This is a genomic window from Pseudarthrobacter sp. 1G09 (assembly GCF_050038305.1).
GTDB classification, from domain to species: domain Bacteria; phylum Actinomycetota; class Actinomycetes; order Actinomycetales; family Micrococcaceae; genus Arthrobacter; species Arthrobacter equi.
The window spans coordinates 399,345-418,005 of the sequence record NZ_CP188306.1; the positions used below are offsets into that span (position 1 = coordinate 399,345).

Genomic DNA, 18,661 nt, shown 5'->3' on the forward strand with positions numbered 1-18,661 from the left:
CTTTTACGGCTGCCGGTGAGCGCTTTCCTGCTGGTCAGCGAGCAATGCAGGGATGTCGTCCGCCGGAACGGGCCTGCTGAAGTAGTAGCCCTGCGCGCTCAGGCAGCCCAGTTCCCGCAGGATATCCGCCTGCTCCGCCGTTTCAACGCCTTCCCACACGGCCTCCAGGCCGCAGGCGCGGACCAGCTGGAGGACGGCCGCCACCAGTGCCGGCTGGCTGGGATCTGTCCCCAAGCCGGAAATCAGCGACCGGTCCACCTTGACCCGGTCCACAGGCAGGCGCCGGAGGTAGCTGATGGACGAATAGCCTGTGCCGAAATCATCAATCTCGATTCCCACCCCAAGCCCGCGGAGCCCGGCCAGGGAGTAGCGGTCCAGCTCGTTGCCCTTGACGATGGCCACTTCCGTCAGTTCGAGGACCACCTGTTCAGGCTTGACACCCGTTTCCCGGAGGACGTTCCTGACGTCCTCGATGAACTGCAGGCTTTGGAGGTCCGTAGCGGAAATGTTGATCCGGACCGAGAAGCCGCCGTCTACCAGTGAATCGTCGATCCAGGCGCGCAGCTGCTGCACGGCGGTCCGGAGGACCCAGTTGCCCAGCTCCGAAATCAGGCCGGCTTCTTCGGCCAGCGGAATGAACTCGTCCGGCATAATAAACCCCCGGGCGGGGTGGTTCCAGCGGACCAGGGCTTCCACGCCCTCAAACCGGCGGGACACCAGATCCACCACCGGCTGGTAGTACAGCATGAGGCCATCGTTCCTGATGGCCGTCCGCAGGTCTTCCACCAGCTGGCTCCGGAGCCTGCGGACCAGCAGCAGCCCGGGCTCGAACCGGTGCAGGCGGTTTTGCCCTTCGGCCTTGGAGGCGTACATGGCCACGTCGGCTTCCATCAGCATCTCTTCCGGGGTCTGCCCCGGCGAGCCGACGCTTAACCCGATGCTGGCCCCGCAGCGCACGCTCTTGCCGGGCAGTTCGATGGGCTCGCTCAGCGCCGCCAGGATCCGGTGCCCCACAATGGCCGCCTGGTCCGGGGCGACGGCGGGCATGACGATGGCAAACTCATCCCCGCCCAGCCGCGCCACCACGTCCGTGGCCCGCACGGCGTTCCGTACCCGCTGGCCCACGGTGATGAGCACCTGGTCCCCTACCGTGTGCCCCATGGTGTCGTTGATGGACTTAAAGGCGTCCAGGTCCATCAGGAGGATCACCGGCCCCTCCCCTGATGCCGTGTCCGCATCCAGGGCGGCCCGGAGCGCATCGATCAGCGCGGACCGGTTGGCAAGCCCGGTCAGCGGGTCCTGCATGGCCATCTTCTGCATTTTGAGGTGTGCCTCGTGCAGCATCCGGGTGCGGACCTGCACGCGCTGCTCCAGTTCCTCGTAGCTGATCTGGAGGTCTTCGGCCAGCAGGTTGGTGCCCATGATGATCGCATCCAGCTCATCGCGGGCAGGGGACACCTCAACCCGTGAGCCAAGGTCACCCGATGCGATCCGGACTATGTGGTCGAGCAGTTGGGTGAGCCGGGGATCGTTATCCGCGAACATCGGATTCATCCTTTCCCCGCTCAGTTGGACCGGGTCCGGTCTGCACCGAGGGGGAGGCTGACCGTGACAGTGGTCCCCGCGCCCAGAGTGGAGGCCACATCAATCGTCCCACCATGGCGGGCCACGATGTCCTTGGTGATGGCCAGGCCCAGTCCCGTCCCCGGGATGGCGCCGGACATGGCATTGGACGCCCGGTAGAACCGGGTGAACACATGGTCGACCTCGTCACTGGAGATGCCGATGCCGTTATCGGCAACCCGGACAGTGGCCCAGCGGCTGCCGTCCGGAGCTGCGTGGGATTCGCTGCCCACCTCAATGCGTCCGCCGCTGGGGGTGAACTTGATGGCGTTGGAGACCAGGTTGGTGAAGACCTGCTGCAACTGGATTTCGTCGGCCAGGATCTCCGGGTCCTCCGGAACCGGATCCATCGCGATGGTTACGTTCTGCAGTTTCGCCAGTGGCCGCAGCGCGGAGGCCACCAGGTCCAGGGTCTGGCCGAGGCGGACCGGGGTGAGGTGCATCAGGGTGTCGTCAAGGCCGTTGCGGGAGACGCTGAGCATGTCCTCGATGAGGGTGCGCAGCCGCTCGGTGTTGCGGACCACGATGTCCAGCATCTGATGGATCTCGGCCGAGCCGGGCTGTTCGGTGCTCTCCTGGATCATGTCCAGATAGGCCATGATGGACGTCAGGGGGGTCCGGAGTTCGTGGTTTACGGTGGCCAGGAAGTCTGTCTTCGCCTTGTCCAGCTGCTGCAGTTGCTTCACCACCTGCTGCTGGCTGCTGATCAGGTGGCTCTGGATCAGGCCGTGGGCCGCGTTGCCCGCCACGTGCTGGATCAGCCCGAGCTCGGCGCGCGACCATTTCCGCGGTTTGTCCAGCGAGGCAATCCAAATGATGCCCAGTGAGGAGCTTCCCTCGCCCATGGGTACCGCCAGCGTTGATGCTGCGTTGGAGATGCCCGACGCCGGGGCCTCACCGTCCGCCGCCGGCGCGCCGTCGGGGCGGGTCCGGGCGGGCTCGGCGTCGTCCGCCTCCCCGGCATCCGTCGACAGCGTCTCCGCCCCGGCCCACAGCAGGTCCGCGGTCCGCCGCGCGGAATCCTCGTCCGGCAGGTCGTCGTCGGACAATGGCTCCAGCCCGTCGCTATCCCACGCGGCGGTGATGCGCGGAACGCGGCTGTCCTCGAAAGTTTGCAGCCGAACGTGGTCCGCCTTGAAGGTCCGGCCAAACCCTTCGACCACGCAGCGCGCAATTTCCTGGGGATCGTTGGTGGCCCGTACGGCGGCCGAAACCAACCTGAGCTGCTCGCGGAGGGCCTCGGCGTCCTCCCGCGACGCCCGGCGGCGGGCCACCTGGTCGATCAGGGCCGTGGTGCGGTGCACCAACTCCCGCGGCGAGGTTGGCTTGGTGATGCAGTCGTGGATGCCAGGCGGGCGCACGGATGTTTGCCGGGGATCGTCCAGGTCCACCATGACCAGCAGGGGCGCCTCGGTCTCCAGGCCGAGCAGCAGCGTGGCGTCCGTGATGATTGCCGCCGGCGCGCCATCCGCCAGCAGTCCGGCCAGGCTTGCAGCATCGCCCGCGGCGTGCGCTACGTAGCCGGCGCTGCGGAGGGCCGAAGTGTTCTGAGCCAGCCTCCCGGCATCGGGATCCGCTACGACGACGGTGCGGGGCGCGCTCGAAACCTCAGGCGTGTCAGACGCCACAACCACCCCTTCCCTCCCAGTTGAGTACATTGTAGGGGGACGAGGGGCGTGGGGCTCCAGAAAGATCGCGGGGGAAGACAAAGTGACGCACCAGCCGGCCGAGCACGTCAAAGGGGACCTCAGCCTCGATGAGGGCGGGATCCTCCAGCTCCGGTGGCCGCGCGGCGCATCGATCAGCGAAGCCGATGCGCAGAGCGCCATGGATCGGGTCAACGAGATGTGCGGGCCCACCCGTCGTCCCATGCTGGTGGACATGGCCACCACCGAGAAGGTCAGCCGCGGCGCACGGGCCGTATTCGGCCGGCCGTGCCAGGCGTCCCGGATTGCGCTCCTGGGCTCATCGCCCGTGGACAAGGTCATGGCCAACTTCGCCTTGGGCGTCAGCAGGCTGCCGTGCCCCACGCGGTTCTTCACGTCCCGGACCGAAGCGATGGCCTGGCTGGCGCGCGACGCCTGACCCATACCGCGGCCCCATGCGGCGTCCGCCCCGGCACGCGGCCGCGCAGACACTGCACGTCCCGTCGGCTGTAGTGGCTTCAGGACATATATTTGGGGCGTGCCTAACCCCGCAAAACCCGTGAAGACCGGCTGGCGGAAGTACCTGATGCTTCCCCGGCTCATCCGGCTGTCCCGCTCCGCACCCAAGGACAGGCCGCTCGCCTGGGACCGCTACTGGGCGGGAATCACAACAACCGGGCCGGGTGGCGAGGTGCTCTGGGACGCCGGAAGCGACCATGAATTCCTTGGCTACCGGGACCTCATCCTCCGCCACCTTGACCCAGGACTGCCGGTGGTGGATGTGGGGTGCGGCCACGGCAGCTTCACCCGTGCCCTCGCCGCACATTTTCCCCAGGCCATCGGCGTGGACATCTCGGCACATGCCGCCGCCCGCGCCGCAGCGGAGCCGGGCAACCCGGGCAACGTCCGCTTCGAGGTCCGCGATATGACGGCGCCGGGGGCCGGTGCCGGCCTGGTGGACGGGCCGGCCAACGTCTTTGTCCGCGGCGTGCTGCACGTCCTGGCGCCGGCGGACCAGGCGGCACTGGCCGACAACCTCCGGGTCCTGGCAGGGGACCGGGGGACGGTGTTCCTGGCGGAAACCAATTTCCAGGGCAACCCCGTGGAGTACGTGACCCATCTGGGCGCCACGCAGCGCAACATCCCCGCCCCGCTGGAGCGTGCCATCCGCGGCCTGCCGATGCCCGGCCACTTCGGCCCGAAGGAGCGCTCGCGGGCCCTCCCGCCCGTGTCTTGGGAGCTGCTGGAGGAGGGCTCCGCCGCCATCGAAACCAACCCCGTTACCGGCGTCGAAGGCCAAAGCCGGGTGCCTGGCTATGTGGCCGCCCTGCGCCCGCGGCGCACCTCCGGTGAGACCCCGCAACGCCCCGGGGGAATACACCACTGACAGGTCTCTCCTGGTAGCCCTGTGCGCGCGGGCATGACAGCGCTGGGCGTGCCGACGGCGTTGTGGGTTCCCGCCAAAACCCCACCATCCCCTTGACAGCGGACAGCCACCGGATGCTTGATGGTAAGTAGACTTATCACTCAGCTGGGGCTGTTGAGGCCCACGGAAAGGGCGGCCAACGTATGGCAGGGGGAACGCGATGCGCCACAGGTGGCGGAGATACCGGACAGTATGCCGTGGCGGCTGCCAGGAGCGCTCCGGATTGATTTCAACGGCGGAATCGCGAGGTTTCGCCACCCCTGCCTAACGGGGCTTTCCAGTCCCCCGAAACGGCAGTTCCACCCTTCATCAACCAGGAACCGCGCAGCGAAAGGCAACCACTCCCCGGATGGAAAACCCGGCCCGGGAGGTGCCCAAGCCGCACCCGCATCCCTGCACTGGCGGCACCGGGATACCATTCCGGGCCGGTCCGGCGGCAGTGGACGCAAGACCTACAGGAAAAACACAATGCGAGAAATAATTCCCTCCGGCACCCTTCGCGGGATGCTCCTGCCGCCCACGTACGGCCGGCACATCACCGACGCCACGGCGTTCACCGTCCTGTCCGTCGAGATCTGGGCCACCGGCCTGGTGGTCACCATCCAGATGGCTGCCGACGGCGGCCCGCAGCCCCACATCATCCTCCAGGACCACTTCGGAACCGAGTACACGCTCCGCGACTCCGCCACGCTGGGGTCACGGAACCTCCAGGTCTTCACGCCCTCCGTGCCGCCCGGCACCAGGAGCCTGACCATCCGCTCCGCTGACGACGCCGGAGCGCGCCCCGTGGTCACCTTTGCCGTTCCCCTGATGGCCGTTCCGGACACCCGGGACGACGCCGACACGGCGGACGTCTCCGACGCCGCGGGCGGCAGCTCCGACGAAGGTTACACGCCGCAGGAACTGCGCCGGCCCGCCTGACAGCCCGCCCGCCCACCGGGCAGGTCCGCCAACCCCTCAACGAAAGGCTGCCGAATGCAGGACACCACCAGGTTTACGCCCGCCACCGCCATTGTCACCGGATCAGATTCCGGAATCGGCAAGGCCACTGCGGTTGCCCTGGCCCAGGCAGGGCTGGACATCGGCGTCACCTGGCACTCGGACAAAGCCGGCGCCGAGGGCACGGCCGACGAGGTCCGTGCCCTGGGCCGAAAGGCCGTGGTCCGGCAGCTCGACACCACGGACTTCCAGGGCGCCGCGGCGGCCATCAATGAACTGGCTGACGGGCTTGGCGGGGTGGATGTCTTCGTGAACAACGCCGGCGCCGGTGACGGCACCAAGTTCCTTGACCTGGACGTTGACACCTGGATGCGGACGCTGGACACCAACCTCAACGGCGCATTCGTGTGCCTGCAGGCGGCCGCCCGGCGCATGGTCAGCGCCGGCAGGGGTGGCCGCCTCATCGCCGTCACCAGCGTGCACGAATTCCAGCCGCGCGTCGGCGCCTCCGCATACGACGCCTCCAAGCACGGGCTGGGCGGCCTGATGAAGACCCTGGCGCTCGAGCTCGCTGAGTATGGCATCACCGCCAACTCCGTGGCTCCCGGCGAGATTGCCACCCCCATGACAGGCCAGGAAAATGAGGATCCGGCGTCGAAGGACCGGCCGGGTGTTCCGTTGGGCCGGCCCGGACATGCCCGCGAGGTTGCCGCGGTCCTCGCCTTCCTCGCCTCGCCTGCTGCCAGCTATGTCAACGGCGCCTCCTGGACTGTGGATGGCGGCATGCTGCAGATGGGGCCCCAGGCGGGTTCCCATCTGACCGGCCACGACTGGCGGCAGGGCTGAGCTTACCCGCGGTGAGAGTGCAGGCGCTGTCCGTATAACGGATCGGGCAAGCGCTTTCCAGCGTGGGGCTGGCATGATGGGCGCATGCGCATTTTGATCGCTCCGGACAAGTTCAAGGGTTCACTCACTGCGGCTGAGGCTGCCGCGGCAATCGCCGAGGGCGCCCTGCGCGTGTATCCGGACGCCGTGGCTACCCAGTTCCCCATCGCCGACGGTGGCGAGGGAACCCTGGAGGCGGCCGTCGCGGCAGGCTATGAGGAGCGGCTCAACGCCGTGGTGGGTCCCATCCTCGCTCCGCTGGGTGCCGCGTGGGCCATCCGCAAGGACGACGCCGGCAAGGTCACCGCGGTGATCGAGACGGCACAGGCCTCCGGCCTGGCGGAGATGGCACCGACGCCGGAGAACGCGCTCCGTGCCCACAGCTACGGCTGCGGCCAGCTCATCGCGGCGGCGCTCGAGGCAGGCGCCACCGAGATTGTGCTCGGCCTGGGCGGTTCGGCCATGAGCGACGGTGGCAGCGGCGCCCTGCGTGCGCTGGGCCTCAAACCGCTCGACTCCGCCGGCAACGTGGTGCCGCTCGGTGGCGGCTCGCTGGCCGACGTCGTGTCGCTTGACGCCAGCGGCCTCGATCCAAGGCTGTCCGCCACCACCTTCCGCATCGCCGTTGATGTCCGCAACCCGCTGTACGGGCCCACCGGCGCCGCGCACGTCTTCTCGCCCCAAAAGGGTGCGGACGATGATGCTGTTGAACTGCTCGACGCCGGGCTCCGCAACTGGGCGTCCGTCCTGCGGGAGGCGACAGGCCGGGACGTGAACGTCCCCGGCGCAGGCGCAGCCGGCGGCTTCCCGGCGTCGTTCCTCGCCTTCACCGGCGCCACGCTGGAAGGCGGCTTCGCGCTGGTGGCCGGGCTCACCGGCCTGGCAGGCGAGCTGGACGGCGCCGACCTGGTGATCACGGGCGAAGGGTCCATGGATTCCCAGTCGCTGACCGGCAAGGCGCCCATCGCACTCGCGGATGCTGCCCGCGAACGTGGCATCCCCGTCATCGTGGTGGCCGGGCGGATCCTGGTGAGCCTTGAGGACCTCACCGGGCACGGCGTGGTGGCCGCAGCCCAGTTGCTGGATGTTGCCTCAAGCCCTGAAGACGCCGTCGCCAACGCCGGCAAGTACCTCACCTGGGCAACCAGCCAGGTCCTCGAAGGGGCTTAGTCCCCACGTTTTCAGTGGGCACCCACCTGCAGTGCATGGGTCACAGCGGCCTTCACCCCACACGTCCACGGGTCACCATGCCCGGTCAGGACCGTCGTGGCGCCGGTGCCGGCTAGCGCTTTCAGTGACGCCAAGGCCTGGGCCGTGTCCTTCGTGGCGGCGGAAGCCACGATCTGCGGGCCGCTCTTGCCGGTGTATGGATCGAGCGTGACTATGGCGTCTCCGGCAAGGACAGCATCGCGGTCCGGGAAATGCAGGATGCAATGGCCGTCGGTGTGGCCCGGTGTGTGGATAGCCGTGGGCCGGCCCGGGACCTGCAGCGGTGCGTCGGTATGCAGCGGGCTGGTGTCCGGGACGCCTTTCACATTCAGCGCCCCCGCGGCCGCCATCCGCCCCAGCAGCGGCACGGACCGCGGGTGGCCCAGCGGATACAGGAAACGGTTGCGCTGGGGCTTGTACCGGTAGGGGTGCGCGGCGAGACGGGCGTCCCCGCCGTGAACCAGTACCGGCACGCGCCACTCCCGGCGGGCGCGCAGTGCAAACCCGACGTGGTCGAAGTGGCCGTGAGTGAGCACCAGTGCCCGGACCTGGTCCGGGCGGCGGCCGCACGCGTCGAGGAGTTCCTGCAGCATGGGCCACATGCTGGGAAGCCCTGCGTCCACGAGGGTAATCCCGTCATCGTCCTCCACTACGTAGCAGTTGACGTGTGCATGGCTGATCAGATGGATGCCATCGGCAACGTTGCGGGTTATCACGGGAATCAGCCGATGAAAGGCTTGTTGCGGCGCCGGCTCCAGATCAGCACCGCGATCAATACCACCACCACGATGCCGCCGATAACCCAGGGCGCATAGTTCACGCGCTCGGATTCGCTCTGCGTCGATTCGCCGGTCCCCGGGTTGGCCGGGCCCGTGGACGACGTGTCACCTGGCGACGGGGTAGGGGTGTTTCCTGCTGGCGCGGCGGCTCCGGCGCTGAATCCAACCGCCACAGTATCGGCAGTTGGCGCCGGGGTGGCCGAGGCCGCGCCGGCTGAGAGCGCGGGAGCGGCCAGGAGAAGCAGGGCGAGCAGGACTGATTTCAGTGCGGTTCTCATGTGTTCCTCTCGTAGTGGTCAGGTTCAAGGCGTCGTAGAGCTCAGGCTCCGGTCTCGTAATGCGGTTCAGCTACGGGCTTTGACTCCGGGGAGCCCTTTTCCCGCAGGTAGACGGAGGCACCCACCAGGACGGCGACGGCCAGGAATTCGCTTTGCCAGTTCTGGAACGACTCGAACCAGAAGCGGCTGGTGCCCAGGTACTGCAGGAAGGTCACGGCTGGCTGGCCATGGCTTTGCTGGTCCTCGCTGTACGCCTCCGCGCCGCCCACGCCATGCATGGTGAAGGAAGCCAGGAACAGCGCGAACAGGAGGATGGACAGCGAGTGCTTATAGAACCCGAGTGCCATCCCACCGCGTTTCACCGGCCAGGGCGTTGCCTTCCTGATGGCAGCGTGGCGGGGGTCTTCATCCTGCGGCGCTTTCTTGTCCATGGGTTTCGACTCCGACGAACCCTTTTGGAACAGGAAAATGGTCAGCACCACGTACATGGCCATCTGCAGGAACTCTGACTCCCAGTTTTCGAACGTGGCCTCCAGGAATTCTCCGCTGCCCAGGAACTGGACCACGGTGACGGCCGGCTCCCCATGGGCCTGCTGGTCTTCACTGTAGGAGGCAGCCCCTGAAAGGATCATGCCTCCGAAGAACACCAGGAAGAGGGCCAAATTTGCCACGAACAGCCCGTGCTCCTTAGCCCATTTGCGCATTTCCTACTCCGTTCCCTAGAGCTTCCGGTCGCTTACAGCTTCCGGTCGAGTTTGCCGGCGTCGGCCTTCCGGTTGAGATGAATGGGGACATAGACCAGCAGCACCACCATTACCGCCATCAGGGCCCCTCCGGCGGTCAGGCCGGCCTGTCGTCCCGCGGTGACGTCGAAGACCAGCGCGGCGGTTCCGGCGCTGAGGAGGGCGATCCCGCTAAGCGCGATCTTGGTGATGGAGTCCGCGCTGGAGACCAGCGTCTCCTTCAGCCGCTTGCGGAACAGCCGGCGGTGGACGCTGACGGGGAGGAGGATAAAGGCCGTGGTAAGGGCGGCGACGACCACATTCGCGAGGTACAGGGTGACCTGGAAATCATCCAGGTCCTCGAACCGTGACTGGAAGGGGAGCGTCAGCAGGAAACCGGCGAGGATCTGCACACCTGTCTGCAGCACCCGCAGTTCCTGCAGCAGCTCGGCCCAGTTGCGGTCCAGCTGTTCCTCGCGGGTTTCATTCCGCCCGGTCCTGCCGGTGTAATCCTCCACCTCTGACATTGCTGCGTCCTCCAATCCCGGCCAGCCCCCTGTTTCCTTCCTAACTCTTCACCTACCCAGAAACAAGGCAACGTTGCGCCAACACCAGTATTTGATAAGTTTACTGATTATTGGTTCTGAGCGGTGGACTTGGTTCCTTCGTGGGGGATAGCTTCGAAGAGCCGGTATACCGGCGAAGCTCTTCGGAAACCGACAACTGAGTAGGCGGACTATGAGCGGCACAGACAAGCAGGACACAGGCAAGCAGACAGACCAGCCCAAGGACCCGCGGGGCGGCTACCATTCGCGGCCGTTCCCTGAACAGGAACAGAAACAGCCCGGCCTGACCGCGCCCATGGATCCCAAGCCGGACCATGGCGAAGCGTCCTATGAGGGCAACGGAAAGCTCGAAGGCAAGGCAGCCCTGATCACCGGCGGCGACTCCGGAATCGGCAAGGCCGTGGCCATTGCCTTCGCCCGCGAGGGGGCCGACGTCGCCATTTCCTACCTCCCGGAAGAGGAGGACGACGCCCAGGACACCGCGGAATGGATCCGCAAGGCGGGGCGCCGCGCGCTGCTGTTCCCCGGCGACGGGCGCGAGGAGGAATTCAGCACCCGGATCGCGGACGAGGCCGCCAGCGACTTTGGCCGCCTGGATGTGGTGGTGCTGAACGCGGCCTACCAAAAGAACCGGGACAGCCTCGAGTCGCTGCCCACCGAAGAATTCGACAGGGTCTTCAAGACCAACCTGTACTCTTTGCTCTGGACGGCGCGGGCAGCCGTTCCGCACCTGAAGGCAGGCGCTTCCATCATCACCACGGCATCGATCCAGGCTTTCAACCCGTCGCCGGGCCTGATCGACTACGCCATGACCAAGGCAGCCCAGGTGGCCTTCACCAAGGCACTGGCCCAGGAACTGGGGCCCAAGGGGATCCGGGTCAACGCCGTTGCGCCCGGCCCCATCTGGACTCCGCTTATTCCGGCCACCGAATGGCCGGACAAGCTGCCGTCCTTCGGCCAGGACACACCCTTGGAGCGCGCCGGCCAACCCGCCGAACTGGCAGCCGCCTACGTGCTGCTCGCCTCCGAGGACGGCTCCTATATTTCCGGGGCAGTACTCCCCGTGACCGGGGGCAAGGGCCTCTAGCCCGCTTCACACCGAATCAACCGCAACGCAAACAGGAGGAACCATGACGCAGGACAACCAGCACGCTGCACCCGAGACCGACCCGGGCGGCTACGGCACTCCCACCGCTGAGCAGGAAATGGGCGGCCAGGACCAGCAGGCCACGCAGGGTTCGCAGGGCGGCCAGGGCGCGGCCACCAACGAGCCGCAGTCCGGGGGAGAGGAGCAGGTGGCTCGCGACGTCGACCTGCCCTCCAGCGCCGCCGAAATCGACGAGAACAACGACGACTCCAAGGGGTCCGCGCCCACCTCTTCGGAACCGGGCCAGGAAGCAGCAGGCGTCCCGGACGGCAGCGGCAACGACCTTCCGCAGGAAAAGTCGCCGAAGGACGACGACGGCGAAGAGTTCAACGCCGGCTAGCAGCACCGCTTCGGTGCACGGGCCTCTGCCGCTGTTTCCTGAGGGAGCTGCAGCAGGGGCCTTTGCCTTCCCGGGAACACCGCCGGGCATACCCGGCGCTCAGGTTGGGTACGGGACAGACGGAAACGGCCAGGCACAGGCAGGCTTCCGAGCCCTGCCAACAGCGCAGAGGAGATGGACCGTGAGCAGGAGATCGTCAGAGGCGTGGGCCCGGCAGGCGGACCTTCCCGAACCAGTGACGGTGGAAGTGCTGGTGCCCACATGTGACCGGCCGGCGGAACTCGCTGTCACCCTGTCAGGACTTGCCGGACAGGCCGACCCGGCGTTTGCCGTGGTGATCAGCGACCAGGCCGCCGGAGATCCCGGGTGGGAGCACCCGGCAGCCGCCGCCATGGTGCGGGTACTGGAGGCGCAGGGACGACGCGTCAGGCTGCTGCGCCATCTGCCCCGCCGCGGGCTGGCCGAACACCGGCAGTTCATGCTGGACCAGGCAACCGCCGACCAGTGCCTGTTCCTCGATGACGACGTGTGGCTTGAACCGGGAGCGCTCCAGCAGCTGAGCCGGGCCTTGGACGAGCTCGGCTGCGGGTTTGTGGGCATGGCTCCGCAGGGCCTGTCCTTCCTCAATGACCGGAGGCCCGAGCAGACTGCAGTCTTCGAGGCATGGGAAGGACCCGTGAGTGCCGAGACGATCCGCCCCGGAAATCCAGGATTTGACCGGTGGCCCCTCCACAGCGCCGCCAACCTCAGCCACCTCAGCGCGGACCTGGAGCTCCAGCAAGGGCAATGGCTGCCCTACCGGGTGGCGTGGCTGGGCGGCTGTGTCCTCTACCGCAGGGAGGCGCTCAACAGTGCAGGCGGGTTCAGCTTCTGGACCCGACTTCCCGCCGGGCACGCCGGCGAGGACGTGCTGGCCCAGTGGCAGGTCATGGAACGGTACGGCGGCGCGGGCATCCTGCCTTCGGGCGCGGTCCACCTGGAGTCGCCCACCACGGTCCCGGACCGACGGGTGGAGGCCTACGAGGTCTTGCTCAACCGCGGCCCGGCGTAAGGGCGGCGGGCTGTCAGGGCCGGGTGTCGGCGTCGTACTCCAGCCCGATCTGGCGGCGGATCTCATCCATGGCAGCCATGACGGACACGGTCTCGGTGGGCGGAAGAAGGCTCCCGGCTGTGGCACCGGTGCCCACCAGACGCTCCAGCTCAGCGGCCTGGTACTGCATCCCGCGGCTGTTGACCGGCTGCTCAAACCGTTCCACCACGTTCCCCGCGGCGTCGAACACCGTAAACGGAACAGGGTTGTACCAGGTGGACTCGATGTCGATCCAGCCTTCCGTTCCGATCACCAGGGCCCGGTTGGCGCTCGCGGCGTCCAGTTCGCAGTCAATGATCGCCTGCGCCCCGCCTGCGTATTCGAAGATCGCCGACGTCTGGCGGTCTACTCCGGTGACGGTCTTTGACGCGCTGGCCAGGATCCGCTGCGGCGCGCCCAGGATGTCGAATGCAAAGGAAATGGGATAGATCCCCAAATCCAGCAGCGCTCCGCCACCGAGCGCGGGATCGTTCAGCCGGTGGGCAGGATCCTTGGGCAGATCCTGGTTGTGGCTCGCCAGCACCTTGCGGACTTCGCCGATGGTTCCCTGGCCGACGATCTCGCGGATCCGGGCCATATGGGGAAGGAACCTCGTCCACATGGCCTCCAGTGCCACGAGGCCCTTGGCCGCTGCCAGGTCCACAATCTCCTGCGCCTCGCGGGCGTTGATGGTGAAGGCCTTCTCAACCAGCACATGCTTGCCGGCGTTGAGCGCCAGCAGGGCATTGGCGTGGTGGAACGGGTGCGGAGTGGCGACGTAGACAACGTCCACGTCCGGATCGGCCACCAGGTCTTCGTAGCTTCCGTATGCGGTGGGAATCCCGTGCTGGTCGGCGAACGCCTTGCTGGACTCCTCCGTGCGGGAGCCCACGGCCTGGACGGTGAAGCCGTTCTCCTGCAGGTCCGGGACCTGCAGTCCGGCGATGAATCCGGTGCCCAGGATGCCCCAGCGGATGGTGCCGTCGGAAGTGCCGTTGTTCAAGGTCACGAAGTCAGTCCTTTGGTGATTCGGAAAGCGGATAGGCCACAAAGGCAAAGTGGTCGGAGTCCGGCGACCAACTGTTGACGTTGAGCGTACCTTGGCCGCCCAACAGCGGGCATGTGAACAGGGGAGTTGTCCAGTCATCGGTGGAAACGAGGACGACGTCGACCGGCAGGTCAGCGGGGTGGCCTTCGGTTCCGGCGGGGAACCGGAGGTACGTGGCGAAGCGGCCGTCCGGGGAAAGGTGCGGGAACCAGTCGACAGTGGTGCTGTGCAGGAGTTGCTCAAATTCGCTGCCGTCAGCCCGGACGCGGGCAAGCTGGGCATGGCCGGGAACTGTGCTGAAGGACTCCGTATTCACGTACAGCCACGTCCCGTCAGGCGAGTATTCAGGACCGTCGCAATGGCCGGAACCAACATCGACCCGGGCGGCAGCACCGCCGTCGGACGCCATGGTCATCAGCTTGCCCGGCCGCTTGAAGTCGCCCGACTCGATACCAACGTAGGCGAGCTCCGTGCCGTCGGGGCTGACGCCGTGCAGGAAGTGGAAAGTGCCGTCGTCTTCGGTGATCCTGGTGGCTGGGCCACCGTCCAACGCAGCGCGGTAGATGTGACCGTCGTTGGCTGAGACGAAGATGTCATTGCCATCAGGTGCCAGGACGTGATCGTTGTTGAGGTCCGGAATTCCGGAGAGCGGTATTTCCCCCAGCGCCCGTTCTTCAGTGTCCAGCCTCCACAACTTCCCGTTTCCGTTCAGGACAAGGGCTGTGCCGTCCAGGGCCCAGTTGGCCGCTTCCAGCAGGATCGTGTCGGAGCTGAAAAGCAGGCTGGCCTGCCCGGAAACCGACGCGACCCACACCTCACAGCGCTGGCCGGGCCGGAGGGTGCGGATCGCGTCGGACACAGGCTAGTCCTTGCTGCTGAAGGCGGCGTCGAAGCTGGTTTGGGAGGCGGGGAAGTCGTACTTCTTCAGAGCCGCGAGGGCTTCGGGGGCGCCGTGCAGGCGGTCCATGCCGGCGTCTTCCCATTCGACGCTGATGGGTCCGTTGTAGCCGATGGCGGCCAGGGCCCGAAAGGACGCTTCCCAGGGGACATCGCCCCGGCCGGCGGAGACGAAGTCCCAGCCGCGGCGGGGGTCGCCCCAGGCGAGGTGGGAGCCCAGGACGGTGTTGCGGCCGGTCTGGCGGATCTTGGTGTCTTTGCAGTCCACGTGGTAGATCCGGTCCTTGAAGTCCCAGATGAAGGACACGGGGTCGATGCCCTGCCACATCATGTGTGAGGGGTCCCAGTTCAGGCCGAACGCTTCGCGGTGGCCGATCGCTTCGAGGGTGCGGACGGTGGTCCAGTAGTCGTAGGCGATCTCACTGGGGTGGGCTTCGTGGGCGAAGCGGACGCCGTTGTCGTCGAAGACGTCCAGGATGGGGTTCCAGCGGTCGGCGAAGTCCTGGTAGCCGGCGTCGATGACTTTTTCCGGGACGGGCGGGAACATGGCGACGTATTGCCAGATGGAGGAGCCGGTGAATCCGACGACGGTGTCCACGCCGAGTGCGCGTGCCAATCGGGCGGTGTGCTTGAGTTCCTCGGCGGCGCGTTGCCGGACGCCTTCGGGCTCCCCGTCGCCCCAGACGCGCGAGCCGACGATGGCTTCGTGGCGGAAGTCGATGGGGTCATCGCAGACGGCCTGGCCCTTGAGGTGGTTGGAGATGGCCCAGACCTTGAGGTTGTACTTGTCCAGGAGTTCGAGCTTGGACTCGACGTAGCCTGGTTCGTCCACGCGCCAGGCGTCCAGGTGGTCTCCGGAAACGGCGATTTCGAGGCCGTCGTAGCCCCAGCCGGAGGCAAGTTTGGCCACTTCCTCGAGGGGGAGGTCGGCCCACTGGCCGGTGAACAGGGTAAACGGGCGGGGCATGGTCAGGCTCCTTCGGTGGGGCTGGTCTCCGGGGAGGTGCCCGGCAGTTGGATCAGGGCGCTCTTCGCGGCGGCGGATTCCTCCACGGCGTTGAGGATGTACTGCACGTTCAGTCCTTCCTCGAACGACGGCGAGGGCGGGGTTTGGTCCTGGATGGCGGTGAGGAAGTCCCGGACCTGGTGGGTGAAGGTATGTTCCCAGCCGATGATATGGCCCTGCGGCCACCACGCTTCGAGGTAGGGGTGCTCGGGTTCGTTGACCAGGATGCGGCGGAACCCCTGCTCCCGTACTGGCGCGGTGGCGTCCAGGAACCCGAGTTCGTTGAGGTTTTCGAGGTCGAACATGATGGTGCCTTTGTCGCCGTAGATCTCGAGCTTGAGGCTGTTCTTCTGGCCCGTTGCCACCCTGGAGACCTCCACTGAGGCGATGGCCCCGGAGGCGAGGGACAGCGTGGCCCAGGCGGCGTCGTCGACCGTGACATCCTCCAGCCCCTCCCCAGCGGCACTGCCGCCGGGGCGCTGCGGAACGAATGTGTGGAGCCGGCCGGTGACCTCCGTGACCTGGTCGCCCAGGAGGTAGAGGACCTGGTCGATGGCGTGGGAGGCGATGTCGCCCAGCGCTCCGGAGCCGGCGGTTTCCTTGCGGAGCCGCCAGGTCATGGGCGATTGGTCGTCGGCCAGCCAGTCCTGGAGGTAGGCTGCGCGGACCTGCCGGACCGTGCCGAGCCGGCCTTCGGTGATGAGTTCGCGGGCCAGGGCAAGGGCGGGGACGCGGCGGTAGTTGAACCCGATCATGGACTGGACGCCCCGGGCGCGTGCCTTGGCGGCGGCTGCGGTCATGAGTTCGGCTTCGGCGAGGGTGTTGGCGAGTGGTTTTTCGACCAGCACGTGCTTGCCGGCTTCGAGTGCCGCGATGGCGATCTCAGCATGCATCCAGCCGGGTGCGCAGATGTCGATGATATGGATGTCGTCCCGGTCGATGACTTCACGCCAATCGGTGGCGGACTCGGCCCAGCCGTACTTGGTGGCGGCCTCGGCCACGGCGGTGGCGTCCCGGCCCACGAGCACCTTCTGCTCGAAGGCCGGGACGTTGAAGAAACTGGCCACGTTCCGCCACGCATTCGAATGGGCTTTCCCCATGAAGGCATAGCCGATGGCGGCCACACCGAGGGATGGGGGAGCCGGGGTTGCGGTTGGGTGTGCGGGAGTGGTCATGGCGTGTTCCTGCTGCTTCCTGCTGGCTGAGCTAGAGAGTTGCGGTTTCCGGGGCCCAGTCCTCGGGGAGGGCTGGGGAAACCGGAGCCGAGCTTTCGACGTTCACGAAGGTTCCGGAGTCGATGGATTCGGAGATCGAGACCATACTGTCCAGCACGTGGTAGGCGAGGTCGCCGGTGGCGCGGTGCGGCAAGCCGGCGCGGATGGCGCGGGCCATGTCCAAGGCACCCATGCCGCGGCCGTTGGCAGGGCCGGTGGCGGGGATGGTGGTCCAGTCTTCGTCACCGGCGCGCCACAGCCGGATGTCGCCGGTGAAGTAGTTGGGGTCCGGCAGGGAGATGGTGGCTTCCGTGCCGGTGATTTCCACGAACCCCATCCGGGCGCGGGGGGATTCGAAGGAGAAGACGCTGTGCGAGGAGGCGCCGGATTCGAACTGGGCCATCGCGGAGACGTGGGTGGGGACCTCCACGGTAAATTCCTCGCCGGCCTTGGGCCCGGAACCGATGACGCGGACCTCCTTGGCCTTGGACCCGACGGCGGCCACCTTGCGGATGGAGCCGAAGGCCTGGACCAGGGTGGTGAGGTAGTACGGTCCCATGTCGAACAGGGGGCCGGCGCCATGCTGGAAGAGGAACGCGGGGTTCGGGTGCCAGGATTCCGGGCCGGGGGTCTGGAAGGTGGTCATGGCGGTCAGCGGCGTGCCGATGTCACCGCGCTGGATGAGCCGCAGCGCGGTCTGGATCCCGGCGCCCAGGAACGTGTCGGGTGCAGTGCCGAGCCGGATACCCGCGGCGTCGGCAGCCTTGAGCAGGCCAAGTCCGGATTCGCGGTCCAGGGAGAAGGGCTTCTCGGTCCAGACGTGCTTGCCGGCGTTCACCGCTGCGGTGGCCACCTCCACGTGGGCCGCGGGGATGGTGAGGTTGACGATGATTTCGACGTCGGGGTGGTTCAGTGCCTTTTCCGGCCCACCCCATTCAGGGATGCCGTATTCCTTGGCGCGGGCCTCGGCGGCGTTTTCGAAGAGGTCGGCGACCACCAGGACCTGCAGGTCCGGGAAGACCGTCAGGTTGTCCAGGTACTGCTTGGAGATGTTGCCCGCGCCGATAACTGCAACGCCAACCGGTCCCTTGCGGGTGGAGGGTGCGAAACTCATGCTTTGGCTCCTTCGGTGGCGGTGTTGTTGTTGAGGAAGGCCAGGCTCTGGGTGATGCCGTCGAAGATGTCGCCGGAGTAGTCATCGAATTCCACTACGCCAACGTCGAGCGACTTTGCGGCAGCGATCACGTCCAGGACGGGGACCTTGCCCTGTCCGGCGGGCTGCTGGGCCTTGGTGTCCATGGTCAGGTTGCCGTCCTTGATGTGGATGAACTTCACCCGGTCTCCGAGCTTGGTGAGGATATCCACGGGGTCCTGGCCGCCCACGGCCACCCAGTAGGTGTCGACCTCCAGTACCAGCTCAGGGTCCAGCAGGGACTCGAAGTACTCCAGCGCGGTGCGTCCCTCAATGCTGGACTGCAGTTCCCAGGCGTGGTTGTGGTACCCCACGGTGATGCCGTACTTGGCACCCTTCTTCGCTGCCGCGTTGAGCTTGGCTGCAGTGGACTGGATGGTTTCGGCGTCCTGCCAGTGCTCGGCGGGCAGGAAGGGATCGATGACGGTGCTGATGCCCAGTTCCTTCGCCGCCGTGAAGATCTCGTCCTGGTCCTGGGACAGCAGCGGCGCATGGCCAGAGGGTGCGGTGAGGCCGTTCTCCTTCAGCGCGGCACCGAGTTCCTTGGCCGTAGCGACGAAGTTGTAGGGCTCAACCTGGGTGAAGCCGATCTCCGCAACCTTCTTGATGGTGCCGGGCAGGTCCTCCGCGATGGCGTTGCGCAGGGTGTAGAGCTGGAGTGAATAAGACATGGGT

General features: G+C 66.8%; 20 protein-coding genes. 8 read left to right on the plus strand and 12 right to left on the minus strand.

All coding sequences use genetic code 11. The annotated features are described in order from the left end of the window. Positions 1-3: 3 nt before the first annotated feature. Both ACP3TD_RS01860 and ACP3TD_RS01865 read right to left on the minus strand, forming a co-directional pair. A complete protein-coding gene (locus ACP3TD_RS01860) occupies positions 4-1,545 on the minus strand; it encodes a putative bifunctional diguanylate cyclase/phosphodiesterase (protein ID WP_426765086.1) in 1,542 nt (513 codons plus the stop codon). Between the two features lie 20 nt (positions 1,546-1,565). Beyond that, a complete protein-coding gene (locus ACP3TD_RS01865; RefSeq protein ID WP_426765087.1) occupies positions 1,566-3,251 on the minus strand; it encodes an ATP-binding protein in 1,686 nt (561 codons plus the stop codon). An 82-nt stretch (positions 3,252-3,333) separates the two neighbouring features. Between ACP3TD_RS01865 and ACP3TD_RS01870 the strand changes: the two genes are divergently transcribed. From ACP3TD_RS01870 to ACP3TD_RS01890, 5 genes are all read left to right on the plus strand, one after another. Beyond that, positions 3,334-3,708: an STAS/SEC14 domain-containing protein gene (locus tag ACP3TD_RS01870; protein ID WP_426765088.1), complete on the plus strand. Its 375-nt coding sequence runs from the start codon at positions 3,334-3,336 to the stop codon at positions 3,706-3,708. Positions 3,709-3,855: 147 nt separating this feature from the next. Further along, on the plus strand, positions 3,856-4,656 hold the full coding sequence (locus ACP3TD_RS01875) for a class I SAM-dependent methyltransferase (RefSeq protein ID WP_426767109.1): 801 nt from the start codon (positions 3,856-3,858) through the stop codon (positions 4,654-4,656). Between the two features lie 507 nt (positions 4,657-5,163). Further along, positions 5,164-5,616 carry a hypothetical protein gene (locus tag ACP3TD_RS01880; protein ID WP_426765089.1) on the plus strand — a complete coding sequence of 151 codons (453 nt, stop codon included), beginning with the start codon at positions 5,164-5,166 and terminating at the stop codon, positions 5,614-5,616. 54 nt (positions 5,617-5,670) lie between these two features. Further along, entirely contained in the window at positions 5,671-6,480 is an 810-nt protein-coding gene (locus tag ACP3TD_RS01885; protein WP_426765090.1) for an SDR family oxidoreductase, read from the plus strand. An 84-nt stretch (positions 6,481-6,564) separates the two neighbouring features. Beyond that, positions 6,565-7,689, plus strand: a complete 1,125-nt coding sequence (locus ACP3TD_RS01890; protein WP_426765091.1) for a glycerate kinase — start codon at positions 6,565-6,567, stop codon at positions 7,687-7,689. Positions 7,690-7,700: 11 nt separating this feature from the next. Here the strand turns inward: ACP3TD_RS01890 and ACP3TD_RS01895 are convergent, their stop codons facing one another. From ACP3TD_RS01895 to ACP3TD_RS01910, 4 genes are read right to left on the minus strand one after another with little or no spacing between them, the layout of a single operon-like run. Then, positions 7,701-8,444 carry an MBL fold metallo-hydrolase gene (locus ACP3TD_RS01895; RefSeq protein WP_426765092.1) on the minus strand — a complete coding sequence of 248 codons (744 nt, stop codon included), beginning with the start codon at positions 8,442-8,444 and terminating at the stop codon, positions 7,701-7,703. 5 nt (positions 8,445-8,449) lie between these two features. Continuing rightward, positions 8,450-8,785, minus strand: a complete 336-nt coding sequence (locus ACP3TD_RS01900) for a LuxR family transcriptional regulator (protein WP_426765093.1) — start codon at positions 8,783-8,785, stop codon at positions 8,450-8,452. 41 nt (positions 8,786-8,826) lie between these two features. After that, the gene (locus tag ACP3TD_RS01905; protein ID WP_426765094.1) at positions 8,827-9,489 is read right to left on the minus strand and encodes a DUF6766 family protein; all 663 of its coding nucleotides are present in this window, start codon (positions 9,487-9,489) and stop codon (positions 8,827-8,829) included. 32 nt (positions 9,490-9,521) lie between these two features. Then, positions 9,522-10,034: a DUF6328 family protein gene (locus ACP3TD_RS01910; RefSeq protein ID WP_426765095.1), complete on the minus strand. Its 513-nt coding sequence runs from the start codon at positions 10,032-10,034 to the stop codon at positions 9,522-9,524. Between the two features lie 211 nt (positions 10,035-10,245). Here ACP3TD_RS01910 and ACP3TD_RS01915 point away from each other — a divergent pair, with 211 nt between their 5' ends. The 3 genes from ACP3TD_RS01915 (at position 10,246) to ACP3TD_RS01925 (ending at position 12,611) form a co-directional block, all read left to right on the plus strand. After that, positions 10,246-11,160: an SDR family oxidoreductase gene (locus tag ACP3TD_RS01915; RefSeq protein WP_426765097.1), complete on the plus strand. Its 915-nt coding sequence runs from the start codon at positions 10,246-10,248 to the stop codon at positions 11,158-11,160. A gap of 43 nt (positions 11,161-11,203) precedes the next feature. Beyond that, positions 11,204-11,560 carry a hypothetical protein gene (locus ACP3TD_RS01920; RefSeq protein ID WP_426765098.1) on the plus strand — a complete coding sequence of 119 codons (357 nt, stop codon included), beginning with the start codon at positions 11,204-11,206 and terminating at the stop codon, positions 11,558-11,560. Between the two features lie 181 nt (positions 11,561-11,741). Next, on the plus strand, positions 11,742-12,611 hold the full coding sequence (locus ACP3TD_RS01925; RefSeq protein WP_426765099.1) for a glycosyltransferase family 2 protein: 870 nt from the start codon (positions 11,742-11,744) through the stop codon (positions 12,609-12,611). Positions 12,612-12,624: 13 nt separating this feature from the next. Here ACP3TD_RS01925 and ACP3TD_RS01930 read toward each other — a convergent pair whose 3' ends face one another. From ACP3TD_RS01930 to ACP3TD_RS01955, 6 genes are read right to left on the minus strand one after another with little or no spacing between them, the layout of a single operon-like run. Beyond that, positions 12,625-13,638: a Gfo/Idh/MocA family protein gene (locus ACP3TD_RS01930; protein WP_426765100.1), complete on the minus strand. Its 1,014-nt coding sequence runs from the start codon at positions 13,636-13,638 to the stop codon at positions 12,625-12,627. Positions 13,639-13,642: 4 nt separating this feature from the next. Next, positions 13,643-14,536 (minus strand): TolB family protein, encoded by an 894-nt coding sequence (locus ACP3TD_RS01935; RefSeq protein WP_426765101.1) that lies wholly within the window; start codon positions 14,534-14,536, stop codon positions 13,643-13,645. Positions 14,537-14,539: 3 nt separating this feature from the next. Beyond that, positions 14,540-15,541: a sugar phosphate isomerase/epimerase family protein gene (locus tag ACP3TD_RS01940; RefSeq protein WP_426765102.1), complete on the minus strand. Its 1,002-nt coding sequence runs from the start codon at positions 15,539-15,541 to the stop codon at positions 14,540-14,542. Positions 15,542-15,543: 2 nt separating this feature from the next. After that, entirely contained in the window at positions 15,544-16,755 is a 1,212-nt protein-coding gene (locus ACP3TD_RS01945) for a Gfo/Idh/MocA family protein (RefSeq protein ID WP_426765103.1), read from the minus strand. A gap of 31 nt (positions 16,756-16,786) precedes the next feature. After that, complete coding sequence (locus tag ACP3TD_RS01950) at positions 16,787-17,908, minus strand: Gfo/Idh/MocA family protein (protein ID WP_426765104.1); 1,122 nt, start codon at positions 17,906-17,908, stop codon at positions 16,787-16,789. Beyond that, on the minus strand, positions 17,905-18,657 hold the full coding sequence (locus tag ACP3TD_RS01955) for a sugar phosphate isomerase/epimerase family protein (protein WP_426765105.1): 753 nt from the start codon (positions 18,655-18,657) through the stop codon (positions 17,905-17,907). Before ACP3TD_RS01955 ends, ACP3TD_RS01950 begins: the two co-directional genes overlap by 4 nt. Positions 18,658-18,661 lie beyond the last annotated feature (4 nt).

Coding starts and splice junctions, on each gene's coding strand:
- ACP3TD_RS01860 (WP_426765086.1), bottom strand. CDS start 1,545: ATGTTCGCGGATAACGATCCCCGGCTCACCCAACTGCTCGACCACATA.
- ACP3TD_RS01875 (WP_426767109.1), top strand. CDS start 3,856: ATGCTTCCCCGGCTCATCCGGCTGTCCCGCTCCGCACCCAAGGACAGG.
- ACP3TD_RS01880 (WP_426765089.1), top strand. CDS start 5,164: ATGCGAGAAATAATTCCCTCCGGCACCCTTCGCGGGATGCTCCTGCCG.
- ACP3TD_RS01885 (WP_426765090.1), top strand. CDS start 5,671: ATGCAGGACACCACCAGGTTTACGCCCGCCACCGCCATTGTCACCGGA.
- ACP3TD_RS01890 (WP_426765091.1), top strand. CDS start 6,565: ATGCGCATTTTGATCGCTCCGGACAAGTTCAAGGGTTCACTCACTGCG.
- ACP3TD_RS01900 (WP_426765093.1), bottom strand. CDS start 8,785: ATGAGAACCGCACTGAAATCAGTCCTGCTCGCCCTGCTTCTCCTGGCC.
- ACP3TD_RS01905 (WP_426765094.1), bottom strand. CDS start 9,489: ATGCGCAAATGGGCTAAGGAGCACGGGCTGTTCGTGGCAAATTTGGCC.
- ACP3TD_RS01910 (WP_426765095.1), bottom strand. CDS start 10,034: ATGTCAGAGGTGGAGGATTACACCGGCAGGACCGGGCGGAATGAAACC.
- ACP3TD_RS01915 (WP_426765097.1), top strand. CDS start 10,246: ATGAGCGGCACAGACAAGCAGGACACAGGCAAGCAGACAGACCAGCCC.
- ACP3TD_RS01920 (WP_426765098.1), top strand. CDS start 11,204: ATGACGCAGGACAACCAGCACGCTGCACCCGAGACCGACCCGGGCGGC.
- ACP3TD_RS01940 (WP_426765102.1), bottom strand. CDS start 15,541: ATGCCCCGCCCGTTTACCCTGTTCACCGGCCAGTGGGCCGACCTCCCC.
- ACP3TD_RS01945 (WP_426765103.1), bottom strand. CDS start 16,755: ATGACCACTCCCGCACACCCAACCGCAACCCCGGCTCCCCCATCCCTC.
- ACP3TD_RS01950 (WP_426765104.1), bottom strand. CDS start 17,908: ATGAGTTTCGCACCCTCCACCCGCAAGGGACCGGTTGGCGTTGCAGTT.
- ACP3TD_RS01955 (WP_426765105.1), bottom strand. CDS start 18,657: ATGTCTTATTCACTCCAGCTCTACACCCTGCGCAACGCCATCGCGGAG.